Origin of the sequence: Pseudomonas lalkuanensis, from assembly GCF_008807375.1 — a bacterium.
GTDB lineage: Bacteria > Pseudomonadota > Gammaproteobacteria > Pseudomonadales > Pseudomonadaceae > Metapseudomonas > Metapseudomonas lalkuanensis.
In genome coordinates this window covers 167,809-186,465 of the sequence record NZ_CP043311.1, presented here as the reverse complement: position 1 = coordinate 186,465, position 18,657 = coordinate 167,809, and the positions used below count along the sequence as shown (strand labels likewise).

Here is an 18,657-nt window from a genome sequence, read left to right as displayed (position 1 = left end):
GCTCCTTTATCGACGTCCTGTTCAGGCCGCTCACCATGAGCGGCCTTTTTTTGCGCTGTCCGCCGCCAACGCCAGGAGGCTGATGTTTCACCGGCCTAGCCACCCGCCAGAGGCGGCCGCGCCGTGCCCCCTGCACTGCCAAGACCAAAGGAGCAACAAGAAAGTGAACGCCAAGTACCTGATGACCCCACTCGCCCTCGCGCTGCTGGCCACCAACGCACAGGCCGACGATGCCGCCGCAGGCGAAGGCTTCGTCGAGGGTTCCCATCTGACCATCCAGACCCGCAACTACTACTTCAACCGCGACCGCCGCGACCCGCAGGTGCAGAACAGCCAGGAATGGGGTCAGGGCTTCATCGGCCTGTTCAGCTCCGGCTACACCCCGGGCATGATCGGCGTCGGCGTGGATGCCTACGGCATGCTCGGCCTGAAGCTGGACGGCGGTGGCGGTACCGGCGGCTCGTCCATTCTCCCGGTCACCGCGCCGGACAAGGAGGGGCTCAAGTTCGGCGAAGCGCCGGATTCCTTCTCCAGCGGTGGCGCGGCGCTCAAGCTGCGTGGCTTCGACTCCGAGCTGAAGCTCGGCGACCAGTTCATCAGCAACCCGGTGATCGCCGGCGGCGCCACCCGCATGCTGCCGCAGACTTTCCGTGGCGTGAGCCTGGTCAACCAGAGCGTCCAGGACCTGCGCCTGGAAGGCGGCCAGGTGAGCTTCAACAAGCCCTACAACCAGAGCGGCCATCGCCGTATCGACACCTCCTACGGCGTCTTCCCGGACGGCCGCAGGAGTCATCACATCAGTTGGCTGGGCGGCACCTGGACCGGCATCGAAGGCCTCTCCAGCAGCCTCTATGCTGCCGAGCTGCAGGATGTGTGGAAGCAGTACTACGCGAACCTCGACTACTCGTGGCAGCTGAACGAGCTGGTCAGCCTGAATCCCGGCATCAATTACTATCGTACCCAGGATGCCGGCGACGCCCTGCTCGGCGACATCGAGAACAACACCTGGAGCGCGCACTTCGCGGTGGGCATCGGCCACCACACCGTCACCGCCGCCTACCAGAAGGTCAACGGCAACACGCCCTTCGACTACATCAACCAGGGCGACAGCATCTACCTGGACAACTCCCAGCAGTACTCGGACTTCAACGGCCCCAACGAGAAATCCTGGAAGCTGCAGTACGCCTATGACTTCGCCGGCCTCGGTATCCCCGGCCTGAGCGCCCAGGTGGCCTATTCCCGTGGCGAGCTGGACCTGACCAAGGTGGACCCGAACAGCCCCGGCTACGGCTACTGGTTCAGCGCCGACGGCAAGGACGCCAAGCACTGGGAGCGCGACCTGGATATCCGCTACGTGGTCCAGCAAGGCCCGGCGAAGGACCTCGCGCTGCGCGCCCGCTGGGCCAACCATCGCGGCGGCGACGGCTACAGCGCGGTGGACAACGACATCGACGAGCTGCGCCTGATCGTGGACTACCCGATCGAGGTGTTCTGAGTTCCGGGATGGTGGGCGCTATCGCGAAAGGCAGCGCAGCTGCCCCTGAAATTTCGCAAGCCGAACCTGCGCTCCGGTCAGAGAATGAATTCGCCCCCACAAGCCTCGTTTCGCCCCGCGCGCAAACAAAAAAGGCCGGCATTGAGCCGGCCTTTTCATGGGCGCTTCCAGCGTCAGGCGGCGGCCGGACGCAGGGAGTAGGTTTTCAGCTGTTCGGCGAAGTCGCGCAGGGACTGGATGCCGCTGGCCTCGGCCTCGTACACCCACTGCTTCATGGCTTCGAGCATCTCGTGGCCATTGGCGCTGGTCTTGACCCAGATCTGCTGCAGCGCCAGGCGCTTCTCGTAGATCACCTTGAGGGCCTGGCTCTGCTCCAGCATGGCGGCGATGCGCGCCTGGTGGGTTTCGTCGAGCAGGCTGGTCTCGCGGGAGAGCAGGCGCTTGGCGCGGCGGAACAGATGGCGGACGGACTCGTCGGCCTTGGCCAGTTCCTGCTTCACCAGCGGGCCGATCACCAGCTTGCGGTACTGGGCCATGATCTGGAAACGGTTGTTGAGGATGGCCATGGCGGTGTCCATGTCCATGCTGCCCTTGCCTTCGACGCGATGGGCGATGGGCGCCACGCGCTGCACCTTGGCCATGCCGAGGAAGCTGAACAGCTTGATCCAGGCCCAGCCCATGTCGAACTCCCACTTCTTCACCGAAAGCTTGGCGGAGTTCGGGTAGGTGTGGTGGTTGTTGTGCAGCTCTTCGCCGCCAATCAGGATGCCCCAGGGCACCAGGTTGGTCGCAGCGTCGCGGCATTCGAAGTTGCGATAGCCGATGGCGTGGCCCAGGCCATTGATCACGCCCGCGGCCCAGACCGGAATCCACATCATCTGCACCGCCCAGATGGTGATGCCGGCGGCGCCGAACAGCGCCAGGTCGATCAGTGCCATCAGGGTCACGCCGCCAATGGGATAGCGGCTGTAGACGTTGCGCTCCATCCAGTCATCCGGGCAGTTCTTGCCATAGATGCGCAGGGTCTCTTCGTTCTTCGCTTCTTCCGCGTACAGCTCCGCGCCCTTGCGCAGGACGGTGCCCAGGCCCTTGATCACCGGACTGTGGGGATCGTCGACGGTTTCACACTTGGCGTGGTGCTTGCGGTGGATGGCCGTCCACTCGCGGGTATTCATGGCGGTGGTCATCCACAGCCAGAAACGGAAGAAATGCTTGAGCGCCGGATGCAGCTCCAGCGAACGGTGCGCCGAATAACGGTGCAGATAGACGGTGACGCTGACGATGGTGATATGGGTCAGCACCAGAGTGACCGCCACCAGTTGCCACAGCGACAGGTCAAGGAATCCGTTGTACCACATGGATAGTGTTGCCTCGGGTGAAGTGAATCGGGGCTTGTTGCGCGAATCTGGCTCGAATTATCACAAAGCCCCCGTAGAAAACCATCCTCTCTTTTAGATGGAAGCCCCCCGATCGTCGGTTGCTCCTATAATGCGCACCCACGTGTGACCCCAGCCAGGAAGGCCGCGCCCATGCGTTCCAAATTCAGCGCCCTGAAACTGGCGCTTCCCTACTCCGTTCTCGCCAGCCTCTGGGTGCTGTTCAGCGACCGCATCCTGCTCGCCCTGGTGAACGAACCCGAGCGGCTGGCCGAGCTGCAGACCGCCAAGGGGCTGCTCTTCGTGCTGGTCACCAGCCTGTTGCTGTTCGCCCTGGCCTGCCTGCAGCTGCGCCGCCTGAAGGGCTACCTGGACGCCCGCCGCGCCCATGAAAGCAGCCTGCGCCAGGCCGCCGCGGTATTCGACAGCACCCAGGAAGGCGTGCTGGTCACCGATGCCCAAAGCCAGATCGTCCACGTCAACCGTGCCTTCTCCCGCATCACCGGTTTCCAGGAAGCCGAGGTGCTTGGCAAGAACCCGCGCATTTTCAGTTCCGGGCGCCACACCCCCGCCTTCTACCAGGCCATGTGGCATGCGTTGACAAACCGCCGGGAGTGGAGCGGCGAAGTCTGGAACCGGCGCAAGAATGGCGAGATCTACCCGCTGTGGCAGAACCTCCGCGCCATCCACGACGAGGACGGCCAGCTCACCCATTACGTGGCGGTGTTCTCCGACATCAGCGCGATCAAGCGTTCCCAGCACGAACTGGACTTCCTCGCCCACCACGACCCGCTGACCAACCTGCCCAACCGGCTGCTGTTCACCGAGCGCGTCGAGCAGGTGCTGGAGCGCACCCGCCGCGAGAAGCAGCGCGGTGCGGTACTGCTGCTGGACCTGGACCACTTCAAGCACATCAACGAAAGCCTCGGCCACTCCCAGGGCGACCTGCTGCTGAAGATGGTCGGCGTGCGCCTGCAGGGCCTGCTGGAAGGCGGCATGACCCTGGCCCGCCTGGGTGGTGACGAGTTCGGCCTGCTCTGGGACAACTGCCCCCAGGCCAACCAAGCGGCGGAACTGGCCGAGCGCATCCGCGCCGATCTGTCGACGCCCTTCCGCCTGGGTGGTCACGACCTGTTCATCAGCACCAGCCTGGGGATCAGCCTGTTCCCGGATGACGACGCCAACGTCGAACAGGTGATGCGCAACGCCGACTCGGCGCTGTTCAAGGCCAAGAGCACGGGCCGCGACTCCTATGCCTTCTACAGCCAGGAGCTGACCGAGCAGGCACGCCAGCGCATCGAACTGGCCAGCGCCCTGCGCCAGGCGCTGGAACGGGAACAGCTGCGGGTTCACTACCAGCCCATCCAGCGCCTGGCCGATAGCCGCCTGATCGGCTTCGAGGCGCTGGTGCGCTGGGAGCACCCCGAGCGCGGCCTGGTAGCGCCCGGCGAGTTCCTGCCGATAGCCGAGGAAAGCGGGTTGATCGACAGCATCGACACCTGGGTGCTCGAACAGGCCTGCCGGCAGATGCGGCACTGGCTGGAACAGGGCCACGCGCTGACCTTCATGGCGGTGAACCTGTCCTGCCGGCTGTTCCGCCGCGCCGAACTGGATGGCGAAGTCGCGCGCGTACTGGCCGCCACCGGTCTGGACCCGAAATACCTGGAGCTGGAAATCACTGAAAGCGCGGTGATGGAGGACCCGGACACCGCCGAGGCCCTGCTTACCCGCCTGCGCGATTTGGGCGTGCGCCTGGCCATCGACGACTTCGGCACGGGCTATTCCTCGCTCCAGCGCCTCAAGCGCCTTCCGGTACACAAGCTGAAGATCGACCAGAGCTTCGTTCGCGGCCTGCCGGACGACCGGAACGATATCGCCATCGCCAGTGCGGTCACCGCGCTGGGCCACAGCCTGGGCCTCTGCGTGCTGGCCGAGGGCATCGAGGAAGACGCCCAGGCCGGATTCCTCCGCGAACTGGGCTGCGATTACGGCCAGGGCTACCTGTTCAGCCGCCCGCTGCCGGTGAGCGAAGTCGAGCGCCTCTGGCCGCCAGCCTGACGGCAGAGCAAGCAGTCAGGCGCCAGCGACGCCCGCCGCTTCTGGCGAGCCCATCCGTCCGCCTGAGCCGAATCTAATTCTGGTTATATAAAAATTCTTAAATAGTATTTTTAAGAATATTAGGACCCTGATTAAGATTCGCTCCACGCCACGCGGAAACCCTTCCTGACCCACGCCGCGGGCCCCATTTCTAGGAGCACGATAATGAGCGCAACTCTTCGTAGCGTGGAAGGCCAGGACGAGGCCAGCATCCTGCGCGAAATCCAGGCCGCCCTGCATGGTCTGCGTTTCGGCTCGGTGGAGATCACCGTGCACAACGGCCAGGTAGTGCAGATAGAACGCAAGGAAAAATTCCGCTTGCAGCAACCGAACCAGCGCAACCACTGATCCACCAGATTCCATTCAAGCCTCGCGAGGCTTGAGGCCCGACCGGACAGCCGGAGGGCGTTTCGACGAACACACAACAACCAGCCCCAGCCAACACCAAAAAAAATTCCAGTTTCCAGGAGCTTGAAAATGTCGATTCGCCGCTTCGCCCTCGCCGCCCTCGCCAGCGCCCTGATCGCCGGCCCGGCTGCCGCCGCCACCGAACTGCTCAACGTGTCCTACGACCCGACCCGCGAGCTCTACCAGGAATACAACGCTGCCTTCGCCAAGCACTGGAAGGCCGAAGGCGGCGGCGACGTGAAGGTACAGCAATCCCACGGTGGCTCCGGCAAGCAGGCCCGCGCCGTGATCGACGGCCTGAAGGCTGACGTGGTGACCCTGGCCCTGGCCGGCGACATCGACGAGCTGCAGAAGCTCGGCAAGCTGATCCCGGAAAACTGGCAGGCGCGCCTGCCGCAGAACAGCACCCCCTACACCTCGACCATCGTGTTCCTGGTACGCAAGGGCAACCCCAAGGGCATCAAGGACTGGGGCGACCTGACCAAGGAAGGCGTTGAAGTCATCACCCCGAACCCGAAGACCTCCGGCGGCGCCCGCTGGAACTTCCTGGCCGCCTGGGCCTGGGCCAAGAAGCAATACGGTAGCGACGCCAAGGCACAGGAATACGTGAAAGAGCTGTACAAGCACGTACCGGTGCTGGACACCGGCGCCCGTGGCTCGACCATCACCTTCGTCAACAACCAGATCGGCGACGTGCTGCTGGCCTGGGAAAACGAAGCCTTCCTGGCGCTGAAAGAGCAAGGTGGCGAGAACTTCGAAATCGTCGCGCCGAGCCTGTCGATCCTGGCCGAGCCGCCGGTGTCGGTGGTCGACAAGAACGTCGACAAGAAGGGCACCCGCAAGGTCGCCGAAGCCTACCTGCAGTACCTGTACAGCGAGGAAGGCCAGCGCATCGCGGCGAAGAATTTCTACCGCCCGCGCAACGAGAAGGTCGCGGCCGAGTTCGCCAAGCAATTCCCGAAACTGGACCTCGTGACCGTGGACAAGGACTTCAACGGCTGGAAGGAAGCCCAACCCAAGTTCTTCAACGACGGCGGCATCTTCGACCAGATCTACCAGGCGCAGTAAGCGCCGGAACGAGCCAGTAGGGTGGATCACGCTTCCCCGGTCCACCATAGGCCTCCGCGCGGGGGCCGATGGTGGAACTAAAAAGCGACTTCCACCCTACGGCTTGATGGGCTCCACGGAGGGAGCGAAAACCAGGCCTGATCCACGGATCGGGCCTGTTTGCTGGGAGCGGCTCGACGGGGCCGGTTCCGGAAAACCAAGCGTTCCAACGCAGAGTAAGGACAGAACATGTCGCGACGCATCTCCCCGGTCATACCCGGCTTCGGGCTGACCCTGGGATACACCCTGGTGTATCTCAGCCTGCTGGTCCTGATTCCCCTGGGTGCCCTGTTCCTCAAGACGACGCAACTGAGCTGGGACCAGTTCTGGGCCATCATCAGCGCCCCCCGCGTGATCGCCGCCCTCAAGCTCAGTTTCGGCACCGCCCTGGCCGCCGCCGTGATCAACGGCATCATCGGCACCCTGCTGGCCTGGGTCCTGGTGCGTTACGACTTCTTCGGCCGCAAGGTCATCGACGCCATGGTCGACCTGCCCTTCGCGCTGCCCACCGCGGTCGCCGGTATTGCCCTCACCGCGCTCTATGCGCCCGCCGGCCTGGTGGGCCAGTTCGCCACCGACCTCGGCTTCAAGATCGCCTACACCCCGCTCGGCATCACCCTGGCGCTGACCTTCGTCACCCTGCCCTTCGTGGTGCGGACGGTGCAGCCGGTGCTGGCCGACATTCCCCGCGAGGTGGAAGAAGCCGCCGCCTGCCTCGGCGCCAGGCCGCTGCAGATTTTCCGCCATGTGCTGCTGCCGGCCCTGCTGCCGGCCTGGCTGACCGGTTTCGCCCTGGCCTTCGCCCGTGGCGTGGGTGAGTACGGTTCGGTGATCTTCATAGCCGGCAACATGCCGATGAAGACCGAAATCCTGCCGCTGCTGATCATGGTCAAGCTGGACCAGTACGACTACACCGGCGCCACCGCCATCGGCGTGCTGATGCTGGTCGTCGCTTTCGTCCTGCTGCTGCTGATCAACCTGCTGCAACGCCGCATCGAGACCCCGTGAGGAGAGCGCCATGAGTTCCGCAAGCCTGACCGCCGCGTCCTCCGCCAACGCCGCCCGCCGGGGCAGCGCACTGGGTCGCCGCATCCTGATCGTTTCCGCCTGGCTGGCCTTCGCCCTTTTCCTCCTGCTGCCGCTTCTGGTGGTACTGAGCGAGGCATTGAAGGACGGCCTGGGTACCTTCTTCACCGCCATCTTCGAGCCGGACGCCCTCTCCGCGCTGAAGCTGACCCTGATCGCCGTGTTCATCTCGGTGCCGCTCAACCTGGTGTTCGGCGTGGCCGCCGCCTGGTGCGTGAGCAAGTACGAGTTTCGCGGCAAGAGCCTGCTGGTGACCCTGATCGACCTGCCGTTCTCGGTGTCGCCGGTGATCGCCGGCCTGATCTATGTGCTGCTGTTCGGCGCGCAGGGTTACTTCGGTGAGTGGCTGCAGGACCGCGATATCCAGATCGTCTTCGCCGTGCCGGGCATCGTCCTGGCCACCATCTTCGTGACCTTCCCCTTCGTCGCCCGCGAACTGATCCCGCTGATGCAGGAACAGGGCACCCAGGAGGAAGAAGCCGCACGCCTGCTCGGCGCCAACGGCTGGCAGATGTTCTGGCACGTAACCCTGCCGAACATCAAATGGGGCCTGATCTACGGCGTGGTGCTCTGCACCGCGCGGGCCATGGGCGAGTTCGGCGCGGTGTCGGTGGTGTCCGGCCACATCCGTGGCGTCACCAACACCCTGCCGCTGCATGTCGAGATCCTCTACAACGAATACAACCACGTCGCCGCCTTCAGCGTCGCCAGCCTGCTGCTGGTGCTCGCCCTGTGCATCCTTCTGCTCAAGCAGTGGAGCGAGTCGCGCCTGTCCCGTCTCAAGTCGAATGCTGATGAGGAGTAACCACCGTGAGCATTGAAATCCGCAACGTCAGCAAGAACTTCAACGCCTTCAAGGCCCTCAACCAGATCAACCTGGACATCCACAGCGGCGAACTGGTGGCGCTGCTGGGCCCGTCCGGCTGCGGCAAGACCACTCTGCTGCGGATCATCGCCGGCCTGGAAACCCCGGACGTGGGCAGCATCGTGTTCCACGGCGAGGACGTCTCCCAGCACGACGTGCGTGATCGCAACGTCGGCTTCGTGTTCCAGCACTACGCCCTGTTCCGCCATATGACGGTGTTCGACAACGTCGCCTTCGGCCTGCGCATGAAGCCCAAGCGCGAGCGCCCGAGCGAGAAGCAGATCGCCGAGAAGGTCCATGAACTGCTGAACATGGTGCAACTCGACTGGCTCGCCGACCGCTACCCGGAACAGCTCTCCGGTGGCCAGCGCCAACGTATCGCCCTGGCCCGCGCCCTGGCGGTGGAGCCGAAGATCCTGCTGCTGGACGAACCCTTCGGCGCCCTCGACGCCAAGGTGCGCAAGGAGCTGCGTCGCTGGCTGGCGCGCCTGCACGAAGAGATCAACCTGACCTCCGTGTTCGTGACCCACGACCAGGAAGAAGCCATGGAAGTGGCCGACCGCATCGTGGTGATGAACAAGGGCGTGATCGAACAGATCGGCGCACCGGGCGAGGTCTACGAGAACCCGGCCAGCGACTTCGTCTACCACTTCCTCGGCGACTCCAACCGCCTGCATCTGGGCGATGACCAGCACCTGCTGTTCCGTCCCCACGAAGTCTCCCTGTCGCGCTCCGAAGTGGCCGAGCACCGCGCCGCCGAAGTCCGCGACATCCGCCCCCTGGGCGCCATCACCCGGGTGACCCTGAAGGTGGACGGCCAGGACGAACTGATCGAGGCCGAAGTGGTGAAGGACCACGACAGCCTGATCGGCCTGGTGCGTGGCGAGACGCTGTTCTTCAAGCCCAAGGCCTGGCAGAAGGCGGCGGGGTTCTGATATCGCGCGGGGGAGTGCCGCCTCCCCCTGCATTCCACACTTCGCCCCACCCCGAATCGTCCCGATTTCGGCACACCGATACTGGCCACGCATCCACCGGCGCACCAACAGGCGCCCCACACAAGGAGTGAAACCGTGGCCGATTCCCTGATTGCCTACCTGCCCCTGATTGCCGCCACTTTCCTGCTCGCTGGCACCGTGAAAGGTGTCGTCGGCCTGGGCCTGCCGACCATCTCCGTCGGCCTGCTGGGGCTGGTGATGCCGCCCATGCAGGCTGCCGCCCTGCTGATCGTGCCGTCCATGGTCACCAACATCTGGCAGCTCGCTGCCGGCAGCAGCCCGCTGGCGATGCTGCGTCGTCTGTGGCCGATGCTCGCCGGCATCCTCGTCGGTACCTGGGCAATGGCCTGGGTGGTGAATGCCGCTGACCTGCCCGGTGCGACCGCGATCCTCGGTATCGCCCTGGTGGTGTATGCGGTGCTCGGACTCGCCTCAGTGCGCTTCGCCGTGGCGCCGACCAACGAAGGCTGGCTGGGCCCGGTGATCGGTGCGGTGACCGGCGCCCTGACAGCCCTGACCGGGGTTTTCGTGATCCCTGCCGTGCCTTATCTGCAGGCCATCGGCCTGGAAAAGGATGAACTGGTGCAGGCCCTGGGGCTGTCCTTCAGCGCCTCCACCATCGCCCTGGCGGTGAGCCTCGGCCACAGCGGCGAGCTGCTGCAACCGGCGGTGCTGGGCGCCTCCCTGCTGGCCCTGGTGCCGGCACTGCTGGGCATGGCCGGTGGGCAATGGCTGCGCAAGCGCATCAGTGCCGAACGCTTCCGCCGCTGGTTCTTCATCGGCCTGCTGCTGCTCGGCAGCGACCTGGCCCTGCGCGGTCTGCTCTGAAAGCAAGGCGCCGGCCAGGGCCGGCGCCAGCCCGGGTCACGCGCTCACCGCCTGGCAGCGACGCAGGCCGAAGAACTCCAGTTCGGCGAGCACGGCCACCGCCACCGCCTGGCCGATCACGAAGACCTTGCCCAGCAGGGTCGGCTCCACCCAGCCAAGGGCCAGCAACGAGAGGCTGTCCACCGCCCACACGGCGTTGATCGCCAGTACCGCCCAGATCCAGCCGCGTTGCACCGTCGCCCGATTGGCCAACCAGCCGAGCGCCAGGGCGAAGGGCAGCAATCCAATACCCGCGCCCAACAGCAGCGCGCGGGGCAGGCCCAGCAGCTCTTCCAGCGGACCGGCGGCCAGCGCCAGCAACAGGCCCATGGCGCCGCTGGCCAGGGCATCGGCTTGCAGGGCACGGCGCAGCAACGGGGACATATCGAGATGAGTCATGGTGGTTCTCCTGTCGATGGGGCGCCGGGGTGGCGCTTGTCGACAGATTTCCGCGAAACCCGCGACGGGTCGATTACCTGCCAGGTAATGGCCGGCATTCCCCGGCTGGACTATCGTCGGTGCCATGAATACATCAGCCCACCCCGTCGGCGCCCTGTTGCGCCAATGGCGCCAGCGGCGCCGCCTGAGCCAGCTCGATCTTGCCTGCGACGCGGAGATTTCCACACGCCACCTCAGCTTCGTCGAGAACGGTCGCGCCCACCCCAGCCGCGAGATGCTGCTGCACCTGGCCGAGCAACTGGAGATCCCCCTGCGCGAGCGCAATCGCCTGCTGACCGCGGCCGGCTACGCACCGCTGTATCCCCAGCGCGACCTGGCAGACCCGGCCCTGGCCGGCGCGCGCACGGCGGTCGAGCAGTTGCTCAAGGCCCACGAACCCAACCCGGCGCTGGCGGTGGACCGTCACTGGAACCTGTTGGCAGCCAACGGTGCCGTTGCGCCCCTGCTTTCCGGAGTCGCGCCGGAACTGCTGGCGCCGCCACTCAATGTGCTGCGGGTGTCCCTCCATCCACAGGGCCTGGCGCCTTGCATCGTCAACCTCGGCCAATGGCGAGCGCATCTGCTGGAACGTCTGCGCCGGGATATCGAGGTCAGCGGCGACCTGCAGCTACAGGCGCTGTTCGATGAGCTCAGTGGCTATCCCGCCCCACCCCTGCCGGAGGGATTGCACAGCGATGCGGTACTGGTGCCATTGCAGTTGCGTACGCCTCTGGGCGTGATCAGTTTCATCAGCACCATCACGGTGTTCGGTACCCCAGTGGACGTCACCCTGGCCGAACTGGGGCTGGAAACCCTGTTTCCCGCCGACCCGGCCAGTGCCGAGTTGTTACGCAGACTGCTGGCGGGCAACTGAAAAAGCTCGACTCACCCACAACAAATCGTTCTTTCGGGTAGTAGCCTCGGGATCACGGCCCAGTAAGCTGTACCGGCACCGTCCACGACTCCTCAGAACAACAAGAACAGGAGCACCCGCCATGATCCGCAAGGTCCTGCTGTACCCGCTGTTCAGCCTTCTCCTGGGCGTCGCCATGCCCATCCTCGCCGCCGAACTCCCGCCCCAGGAGCTGGTGCAGGTCCATGCCAGCCGTGCCACGGCCAGCCTGCTGCTGTTTCGTGGGGAAGGATTCCAGGACGTCCATGCCGAGCGGATGCGCACCGACCTCAAGGCCCTGGACGCCAATTACCAGCGCATCGGCACGCCGAGCGAGGACCTGCGCAAGGCTCACGACGCCTTTGTTACCCAACTCGAACAGGGCGTTTCCTACGGCCACAACGAGGAAGACGTGCCGTGGCGCTATCCCCAGGAGCTGGCCAAGGCATTGCGCGATTTCCTCATCGCCGCCCGCGCACAGGCTGGCAGCGGCGGGGCCGGTGAATTGCCCGCCAAGGTGGAGTACCTCAACGTCCAGTACCTGAGCCGGGCCTATATCGGCACCTTCGAGATTGCCCGCGAGAACGGCGAGACCTACATCGGCCAGGACGAACGCCGCCTGCTGCCGGCAATCGACGAGCAACTGGCCCCTCTGGACGAAAAAGCCGACCCGGCGCTGGCCAAGCTGAAGACCCGCTGGGGTTTCCTGCGGACGGCACTGAGCGACCTGAACAGCCAGAGCAACACGCTGGTCAGCGCCTCCGGCCGGCCCTACGCACCCATGATGGTGGACCGTCAGGCGCGGTCGATGAGTGGGCAGTTGCTGGCGTTGGGATCCCTCCCACCCGCGCCCTGAGCTGCGGCACTAACCCTGTAGGGGCGAGGCCGAAGGCCTGCCGCTGTGGGAGCGACTTCAGTCGCGAAGATTGCTGGAGGGCAAGTCATGGGGAACTCCGCGCAGCTGACAGTACCCTCACCCCAACCCTCTCCCGAAGGGAGAGGGGGCTGTCCGTGCTGGATGGGCAGTGAGTGCCATGCGCGAGTCCCCCCTCTCCCTCTGGGAGAGGGGCCGGGGGTGAGGGCCCTCGATACATCAAGCCGCCGCCTTCTTCTCCCGAATGCAGGTCGGGCCGGCGCGTTCTTCCACGGCGTGCTCGACTTCCTTGCGCAGCCCCAGCAGGAAGCCCAGTTCGGCCACCACGAACAGCGGCCCGATGATCAGCCCGGTGAGGTCGTCGACGAAGGCCGGCTTGCGGCCCTCGTAGTAGTGGCCGACGAACTGGATGATCCAGCCCACCACGAAGAGCCCCAACCCAGCGCCAAGCCAGGCGGCGGTGCCCTGTGCGGCGAAGGCGGCGCCGATCCACAGGCTGACGGCGAGCAGCACGGCCATCACCAGGCCGTAGCGCAGGTCGAGGCGGAAGTAGTAGAGCGCGGAAACCAGGCTGACCAGCGCCGCCGGCGACAGCCAGAGGCCGAAGGCTTCGGTCCCCGGACGGGACAGCAGCACGGCAACGGCAACGACGATCAGCGGAATGCCGACGAAATGGGTGGCGATGTTGCGGCGGTCGCGGTGGTACTCGGCGTACTGGCCAAGTTGGTCGATGAGGGTTTTCATTGTTCTGTCCTCAGGTTTGCAGGCAGTTGCGCCGATAATGGCGCCATGCCCCTGGCAACCTCTGTCAGCTAGCCGACAAAGCCCATGATCGAATCCAAGCACCATCGCGACCTCCTGCTGACCGGCCAATGGTTCAGCCTGTTGCCCGCCGCCCTGCAGGACGAACTCCTGGCCATGGCCCAGCTGCGCCGGCTGGAACCCGGCCAGCGCCTGTTCCGCCGGGGCGATCCTCCCTGTGGGCTCTATGCGGTGCTGGAGGGTGCGATTCGCGTCGGCAGCATCAGCGAGAGCGGCAAGGAGGCATTGCTGGTGCTGGTGGAGCCGCCCCACTGGTTCGGCGAGATTTCCCTCTTCGATGGCCAGCCACGGACCCACGATGCCTTCGCCGACGGCCAGGTGACCCTGCTCCACCTGCCCCAGGCGCCGCTGTTGGCCCTGCTCGAGCGGCAGCCTTCACACTGGCGCGACTTCGCCCTGCTGATGAGCCAGAAGCTGCGCCTGGCGTTCATCGCCCTGGAGGAAATGAGCCTGCTGCCGGCGCCCCAGCGCCTGGCGCGGCGGTTGCTGATGATCGCCGAGGGCTACGGCGGCCTGTCGGTGCGCCGGCGCTCGATCCACCTCGCTCAGGAGCAGCTGGCGTTGATGCTGTCGATCTCCCGCCAGACCACCAACCAGATCCTCAAGGAGCTGGAAGCCCAGGGCGCCGTGCACCTGAACTACGGCGAAATCGAGATCCTCGATCCCGAGCTGCTCAAGCGCGCGGCACAGGGCAAACCGTAACCCGCCCAACTCATTCGCCAAGGGTGGCGCAGCCGCCCCCTGCGATTGCTCATGGCGAACCTGCGCTCCGCTCAGCGACCTGCGGTGAGGCTTTCGCGGTACTGGCTCGGGCTCTGTCCGGTCCAGCGCTTGAAGGCGCGGCTGAAGCTGCTGGTATCGGCAAAACCGAGCAGGTAGGCGATTTCGCTGATGGAGCAGCGCGGGTCGCGCATGTGGGCCAGCGCCAGCGCCTGGCGGGTGTCGCCGAGGAGTTGCTCATAGCTGCAGCCTTCGTCCGCCAGGTGGCGTTGCAAGCTGCGCAGGCTGAGGTGCAGGGATTGGGCGATGCGCTCGGCCGAAGGCTCGCCATTGGGCAACTGGGCCTCCAGGCAGGCCCGCACCTTGCGCGACCAGGTGGGCTGCTGAAGCTGCTCCAGGGTGCGCTTGAGCACTGCCTCGTTGTGTTCGGCCAGTTCCGCATTGGCATCGTCCAGCGGCCGCTCGAAATCCTCGGCGGCGAACTCCAGCAGGTTTTCCTCGGCACCGAAGACCAGCGGCGCGCGAAACACGGCGTGCCAGGGCTGCGGGTCCGCCGGCTGCGGGCGGCGCAGGTGCACGGCCAGCGGCGCGTAATCGCGGCCGATGCGGTTGCGGCAGGTGCGCACGTAGATGGCGGCGAAGGCATCCACCGCTTCGGGTGCGGGTTCGAAACCATCGTCACGCACCCGCAGGCGGAACAGATAGCGCTCGCCTTCGCGGCTGAGCTCCAGCTCCAGCGCGTCGCTGACCACCTGGTGATAACGCACGACGCGCTCGAACACTTCCCGCAGGCTGGCGCTGGCCACCAGCGCGTAGCCCAGGGCGTGGAAGGTGGTGGGGCTGACGTAGGTGGAAATCTTCAGGCCGAGTGCCGGGTCGCCACTGGCCTCGACCGCCAGTTGCCAGAGCCGGGTGGTGGCGGACAGGGGATAGCGCGCGTTGGGGTCGTCCATCAGCGCTGGATCGAGCTGCGCCTGCCGGCATAGGTCGGCGCTGTCGAGGCCGAGCGCGTCCAGCTGCTTGCGCAGGGCTCGGGTCCAGCTGGCGAGGGTGGTGGGTTCGCTCATGCAGGTTGGCGTTTCCGGTCAACAGGTTGGCGTGCTCGGTCGGGCGCGGCGAGAGCCCCTCCCGGCAGAGTAGGACCATCGCCAACAAGAGGATGGAAGCATGTCCACCACGCCTGCAAGCCCCCGCGTACTGAATGACCAGCAGCGATCAGCGCATATTCGTGAGGTGGTGATGGCCCGCGGCAACGAGCTGCGCCAGCGCTACCCCGTACTGAACCACCAGGACGCCATCGGCGCCGGCATCCTCGTCTTCGCCCTGGTCGGCATGGCCGGTTCCGCCCTGCTCTACCTGAACGACCAGATCGCCTGGTGGGCCTGCCTGCTGCTCAACGCCTTCTTCGCCTCGCTGACCCATGAGCTGGAGCACGACCTGATCCACAGCATGTACTTCCGCAAGCGCAAGGTGCCGCACAACCTGATGATGGCACTGGTCTGGATGGCGCGGCCGAGCACCATCAACCCCTGGGTCCGCCGCCACCTGCACCTCAACCACCACAAGGTGTCGGGCACCGAGACCGACCTGGAGGAACGCGCCATCACCAACGGCGAACCCTGGGGCCTGGCGCGCCTGCTGATGGTGGGGGACAACGTGATGTCCTCGCTGATCCGCATGGGCCGGGCCAAGAGCTGGGCGCAGAAGCGCAGCATCCTCTGGCGCACCCTGAAGGTCTACGCGCCGCTGGCCCTGCTGAACTGGGGCACCTGGTACCTGTTCCTCGGCTTCCACGCCATCGACACCCTGGCCTGGGCCCTGAATGCGCCCATCGCCTGGTCGGCGGGCACCCTGGAGGCGATGAGCCTCGTCAACATCGCGGTGGTGGCGCTGGTGGGCCCGAACGTGCTGCGCACCTTCTGCCTGCACTTCGTCAGCTCCAACATGCACTACTACGGTGACGTCGAGCCGGGCAACGTGATCCAGCAGACCCAGGTGCTCAATCCCTGGTGGATGTGGCCGCTGCAGGCCTTCTGCTTCAACTTCGGCAGCACCCACGCCATCCACCATTTCGTGGTCAAGGAACCCTTCTACATTCGCCAGATGACCGCGCCGGTGGCACACAGGGTGATGCGCGAGATGGGCGTACGCTTCAACGACTTCGGCACCTTCGCCCGCGCCAACCGCTGGAGCCCGAAGCAGGAGGCTGCCGCACAATCCGCCCAACCCACCCTTGGTTAGGGCCCGGGGACGCACCGCCGCCCCTATGATCGCGACTGCGCGCGCCCCCGGCGCGCGCCTTTCCCCGAGCACAGCTGCAAGCAAGAGGTAGCGGCATGAAAACCTGGATTTGTGTGGTCTGCGGCCTGATCTACGACGAAACCAAAGGCTGGCCCGAAGAGGGCATCCCGGCCGGCACCCGCTGGGCCGACGTGCCGGATGACTGGATCTGCCCGGACTGCGGCGTCGGCAAGAACGACTTCGACATGCAGGAAATCTGAAGGCCGTATATCGCGCTGACCTTCTCTGTGGGAGCGAATTTATTCGCGAATGAATTCGCTCCCACCCGGTTCCCCGCGCGACAACTCGTCAGAAACGCAGGCTCAGCCGCGCTGTCACCCCGTTGTCCCGCGCGTCCTCGGCATAGGTGCCGTTGTAGAACAGCCCGGCGTAGGCCTCTTCGCTGAGCTGGTAGTCCAGCCCCATGTCCAGGCGGAACGCGTCCCGGGTCAGGGCCACGGCGCCGCCGCTCTCATCCTCCAGCCGGCTATCGCTGTAGGCATGCCGCCACCCCGAACTGATGCGCGCGGTCAGGCGCCGGCCCGACTCAAGTTCGATGCGTGTGGTGCCGCGCAGGCCGAAGGTGCTGTAGCCGATCTCGTCGCGCTGGCGGTCCTGGGCACCAAAGGCATCGCTGTCCAGCCGCACATAGGCCAGTTCGCTGAATCCCTCGGCGCTGAAGTCGCGGAAATCCAGGGAGTAGCTGAGCTCGCCGAACACCTGGCCGCTGTCCCCGTCGGCCGCGCGCCGGTCGCCGTCATGGCCGCTCCAGGCCGCCCCCAGCTTCACGCCGATCTGGTTGTAGATCTTGGTACCGGCGTAGGCGCCCAGGTGCAGGCTGTGGATATCCGCGTCCTCGCCCTGCACTTCCACCGAACTCGCCGAATAGCCGCCCATCCCGCCCACCAGCCAGTTGCCCAGCTTGCGCTCGCTGCCCAGCAGCCCGCCGCCGATGTCCCGCTCCCGGCGCGGCGCACGGTGGTCGGCATCGGCCGAACCCCGGCTGCCGAAGGCTCGCACCCAGGCTGGTGTCTGCTCCTCCTCCAGGGGCGGCTCGCGGAAGGAGAAGCGGATCTGCTGGATGCGCTCGGAGGCGGCGTCGCGGAGGAAATGGCTGTCTTCCAGCAGGTAGGCACGGCTGGCGGCGGCGAGGGGATCGCCGAGGGCCGGTGCGCTCACCAGCAGGGCACCGAGTGCGGCGAAGGCAGCGCGTGACGCTCGATCCTGACCCATGACAGGCATCTCCAGGCGGGGGGATGTGGATAACTCTAGCGTCATGCTGGGCAATTCAATTTCCCGAATCCACCCGCGAGTTTCTGATTTGCCGGAATTTCGCCCCGCTGGCGCAATGGCCACCTGCACACCAAGGAGCTTGACCATGCGCCGATCCCTCTCCCCCGGCCTCAACGCCCACGCCTCGATGCTGCTCTGGGCGTTGCTGGTGGCGCTGTCGTTCTTCGCCGCCGCCGAGGTGAATCCCACTCTCGACGCCCTGCCCCTGACCGCCCTGCGCCTGCTGCTTTCCGGCAGCCTGTTCCTGCCCTTCCTGCTGCTGCGCCGCAACGGCCTGCCCGGTGGCCGCGCGCTGCTCGCCCACGCGTTGCTGGGCGGCCTGCTGGCCCTCTACTTCGGCAGCCTGTTCGAAGCGCTGAAGCACACCAAGGCGCTGGATACCGCGCTGCTCTATGTCAGCGTGCCGCTGCTGACCCTTGGCGGCGAACGTCTGCTGCTGCGCAAGCCGGTGCTGCAGCGCCTGTGGCCGACCCTGGTCGCGGCCCTCGGCGCCCTGGCCCTGCTCGGTCTCGACAACGCCCATTTCGATACCTACGCCTACAGCGTGTACGGCGTCGGCTGCTTCGCCATGGCCCTCTACGGCCCCCTCAGCCAGCGCCTGAAACCCTGGCTCGGCAGCGAGCGCAGCGCCGCCTCCGTGGCCTGCGGCAACCTGCTGGCGGGCGGCCTGCTGCTGGCCCTGGCGAGCACCCTCGGACAGCGCTGGGAAGGCCTGCAGGGGATCGCCCTGCGCGACGTCGCCTGGCTGTTCTACCTGGCCCTGACCGCCACCCTGGCCACCTTCTGGCTGCTGCACCGGGCCATCCACTGGCTGCCGCCGGCCACGGTGATCGCCTACAGCTACCTGAGTGGCCTGTTCGCACTGCTGCTGCAGAGCTTCTGGCTGCACAAGGCGCCGGCGCCACTGGCCTGGGCCGGCGCCGTACTGATCGTCCTCGGCATGCTCTGGCTGGCGCGGTTGAGCCCCGCGCGAACGGTGACCGCCTGAATGCTTGCCATGTCGACGGGCGCGGGTTCTGATGGCGCTTCCCCCAATGGAACC

Annotated in this window: 19 protein-coding genes; 14 read left to right on the top strand and 5 right to left on the bottom strand. The window is 65.9% G+C overall.

The window, feature by feature from the left end; translation table 11 throughout:
- The first annotated feature begins 163 nt into the window (after positions 1 to 163).
- The gene (locus tag FXN65_RS00870) at positions 164 to 1,495 is read left to right on the top strand and encodes an OprD family porin (protein ID WP_151131211.1); all 1,332 of its coding nucleotides are present in this window, start codon (positions 164 to 166) and stop codon (positions 1,493 to 1,495) included.
- 173 nt (positions 1,496 to 1,668) lie between these two features.
- Here FXN65_RS00870 and desA read toward each other — a convergent pair whose 3' ends face one another.
- Positions 1,669 to 2,853: a delta-9 fatty acid desaturase DesA gene (gene desA / locus FXN65_RS00865; protein WP_151131210.1), complete on the bottom strand. Its 1,185-nt coding sequence runs from the start codon at positions 2,851 to 2,853 to the stop codon at positions 1,669 to 1,671.
- Between the two features lie 171 nt (positions 2,854 to 3,024).
- Between desA and dibA the strand changes: the two genes are divergently transcribed.
- The 7 genes from dibA to FXN65_RS00830 all read left to right on the top strand — a co-directional run bounded on the left by dibA (position 3,025) and on the right by FXN65_RS00830 (position 10,257).
- Positions 3,025 to 4,929 (top strand): phosphodiesterase DibA, encoded by a 1,905-nt coding sequence (gene dibA, locus FXN65_RS00860; protein WP_151131209.1) that lies wholly within the window; start codon positions 3,025 to 3,027, stop codon positions 4,927 to 4,929.
- A 204-nt stretch (positions 4,930 to 5,133) separates the two neighbouring features.
- Entirely contained in the window at positions 5,134 to 5,316 is a 183-nt protein-coding gene (gene oscA, locus FXN65_RS00855; RefSeq protein WP_151131208.1) for a sulfur starvation response protein OscA, read from the top strand.
- A gap of 129 nt (positions 5,317 to 5,445) precedes the next feature.
- On the top strand, positions 5,446 to 6,444 hold the full coding sequence (locus FXN65_RS00850) for a sulfate ABC transporter substrate-binding protein (RefSeq protein ID WP_151131207.1): 999 nt from the start codon (positions 5,446 to 5,448) through the stop codon (positions 6,442 to 6,444).
- Positions 6,445 to 6,672: 228 nt separating this feature from the next.
- Positions 6,673 to 7,491, top strand: coding sequence for a sulfate ABC transporter permease subunit CysT (gene cysT, locus FXN65_RS00845; RefSeq protein ID WP_151131206.1), 819 nt, complete (start codon positions 6,673 to 6,675; stop codon positions 7,489 to 7,491).
- A 10-nt stretch (positions 7,492 to 7,501) separates the two neighbouring features.
- Positions 7,502 to 8,374 (top strand): sulfate ABC transporter permease subunit CysW, encoded by an 873-nt coding sequence (gene cysW / locus FXN65_RS00840; RefSeq protein WP_151131205.1) that lies wholly within the window; start codon positions 7,502 to 7,504, stop codon positions 8,372 to 8,374.
- Between the two features lie 5 nt (positions 8,375 to 8,379).
- Positions 8,380 to 9,369 (top strand): sulfate/molybdate ABC transporter ATP-binding protein, encoded by a 990-nt coding sequence (locus tag FXN65_RS00835; RefSeq protein ID WP_151131204.1) that lies wholly within the window; start codon positions 8,380 to 8,382, stop codon positions 9,367 to 9,369.
- A gap of 135 nt (positions 9,370 to 9,504) precedes the next feature.
- The gene (locus FXN65_RS00830) at positions 9,505 to 10,257 is read left to right on the top strand and encodes a sulfite exporter TauE/SafE family protein (protein ID WP_394351268.1); all 753 of its coding nucleotides are present in this window, start codon (positions 9,505 to 9,507) and stop codon (positions 10,255 to 10,257) included.
- A gap of 36 nt (positions 10,258 to 10,293) precedes the next feature.
- Here FXN65_RS00830 and FXN65_RS00825 read toward each other — a convergent pair whose 3' ends face one another.
- A complete protein-coding gene (locus FXN65_RS00825; protein WP_151131203.1) occupies positions 10,294 to 10,695 on the bottom strand; it encodes a hypothetical protein in 402 nt (133 codons plus the stop codon).
- 124 nt (positions 10,696 to 10,819) lie between these two features.
- Between FXN65_RS00825 and FXN65_RS00820 the strand changes: the two genes are divergently transcribed.
- The gene (locus FXN65_RS00820) at positions 10,820 to 11,608 is read left to right on the top strand and encodes an MmyB family transcriptional regulator (RefSeq protein ID WP_151131202.1); all 789 of its coding nucleotides are present in this window, start codon (positions 10,820 to 10,822) and stop codon (positions 11,606 to 11,608) included.
- A gap of 121 nt (positions 11,609 to 11,729) precedes the next feature.
- Positions 11,730 to 12,482, top strand: coding sequence for a hypothetical protein (locus FXN65_RS00815; protein WP_151131201.1), 753 nt, complete (start codon positions 11,730 to 11,732; stop codon positions 12,480 to 12,482).
- A gap of 237 nt (positions 12,483 to 12,719) precedes the next feature.
- On the opposite strand, the gene FXN65_RS00810 is transcribed toward FXN65_RS00815, so the two are convergent.
- Entirely contained in the window at positions 12,720 to 13,244 is a 525-nt protein-coding gene (locus FXN65_RS00810) for an Mpo1 family 2-hydroxy fatty acid dioxygenase (protein ID WP_151131200.1), read from the bottom strand.
- Between the two features lie 84 nt (positions 13,245 to 13,328).
- On the opposite strand from FXN65_RS00810, the gene FXN65_RS00805 reads away from it, so the two are divergent.
- On the top strand, positions 13,329 to 14,024 hold the full coding sequence (locus FXN65_RS00805) for a Crp/Fnr family transcriptional regulator (RefSeq protein WP_151131199.1): 696 nt from the start codon (positions 13,329 to 13,331) through the stop codon (positions 14,022 to 14,024).
- 71 nt (positions 14,025 to 14,095) lie between these two features.
- Here FXN65_RS00805 and FXN65_RS00800 read toward each other — a convergent pair whose 3' ends face one another.
- On the bottom strand, positions 14,096 to 15,109 hold the full coding sequence (locus FXN65_RS00800; RefSeq protein WP_151131198.1) for an AraC family transcriptional regulator: 1,014 nt from the start codon (positions 15,107 to 15,109) through the stop codon (positions 14,096 to 14,098).
- Between the two features lie 100 nt (positions 15,110 to 15,209).
- On the opposite strand from FXN65_RS00800, the gene FXN65_RS00795 reads away from it, so the two are divergent.
- Together FXN65_RS00795 and FXN65_RS00790 are read left to right on the top strand one after the other, a co-directional pair.
- Positions 15,210 to 16,283, top strand: coding sequence for a fatty acid desaturase (locus FXN65_RS00795; protein WP_151131197.1), 1,074 nt, complete (start codon positions 15,210 to 15,212; stop codon positions 16,281 to 16,283).
- Positions 16,284 to 16,378: 95 nt separating this feature from the next.
- A complete protein-coding gene (locus FXN65_RS00790) occupies positions 16,379 to 16,543 on the top strand; it encodes a rubredoxin (RefSeq protein ID WP_151131196.1) in 165 nt (54 codons plus the stop codon).
- An 88-nt stretch (positions 16,544 to 16,631) separates the two neighbouring features.
- On the opposite strand, the gene FXN65_RS00785 is transcribed toward FXN65_RS00790, so the two are convergent.
- Positions 16,632 to 17,555, bottom strand: a complete 924-nt coding sequence (locus FXN65_RS00785; protein WP_151131195.1) for an autotransporter outer membrane beta-barrel domain-containing protein — start codon at positions 17,553 to 17,555, stop codon at positions 16,632 to 16,634.
- A 145-nt stretch (positions 17,556 to 17,700) separates the two neighbouring features.
- Between FXN65_RS00785 and FXN65_RS00780 the strand changes: the two genes are divergently transcribed.
- Positions 17,701 to 18,603 carry a DMT family transporter gene (locus tag FXN65_RS00780; RefSeq protein WP_151131194.1) on the top strand — a complete coding sequence of 301 codons (903 nt, stop codon included), beginning with the start codon at positions 17,701 to 17,703 and terminating at the stop codon, positions 18,601 to 18,603.
- Positions 18,604 to 18,657 lie beyond the last annotated feature (54 nt).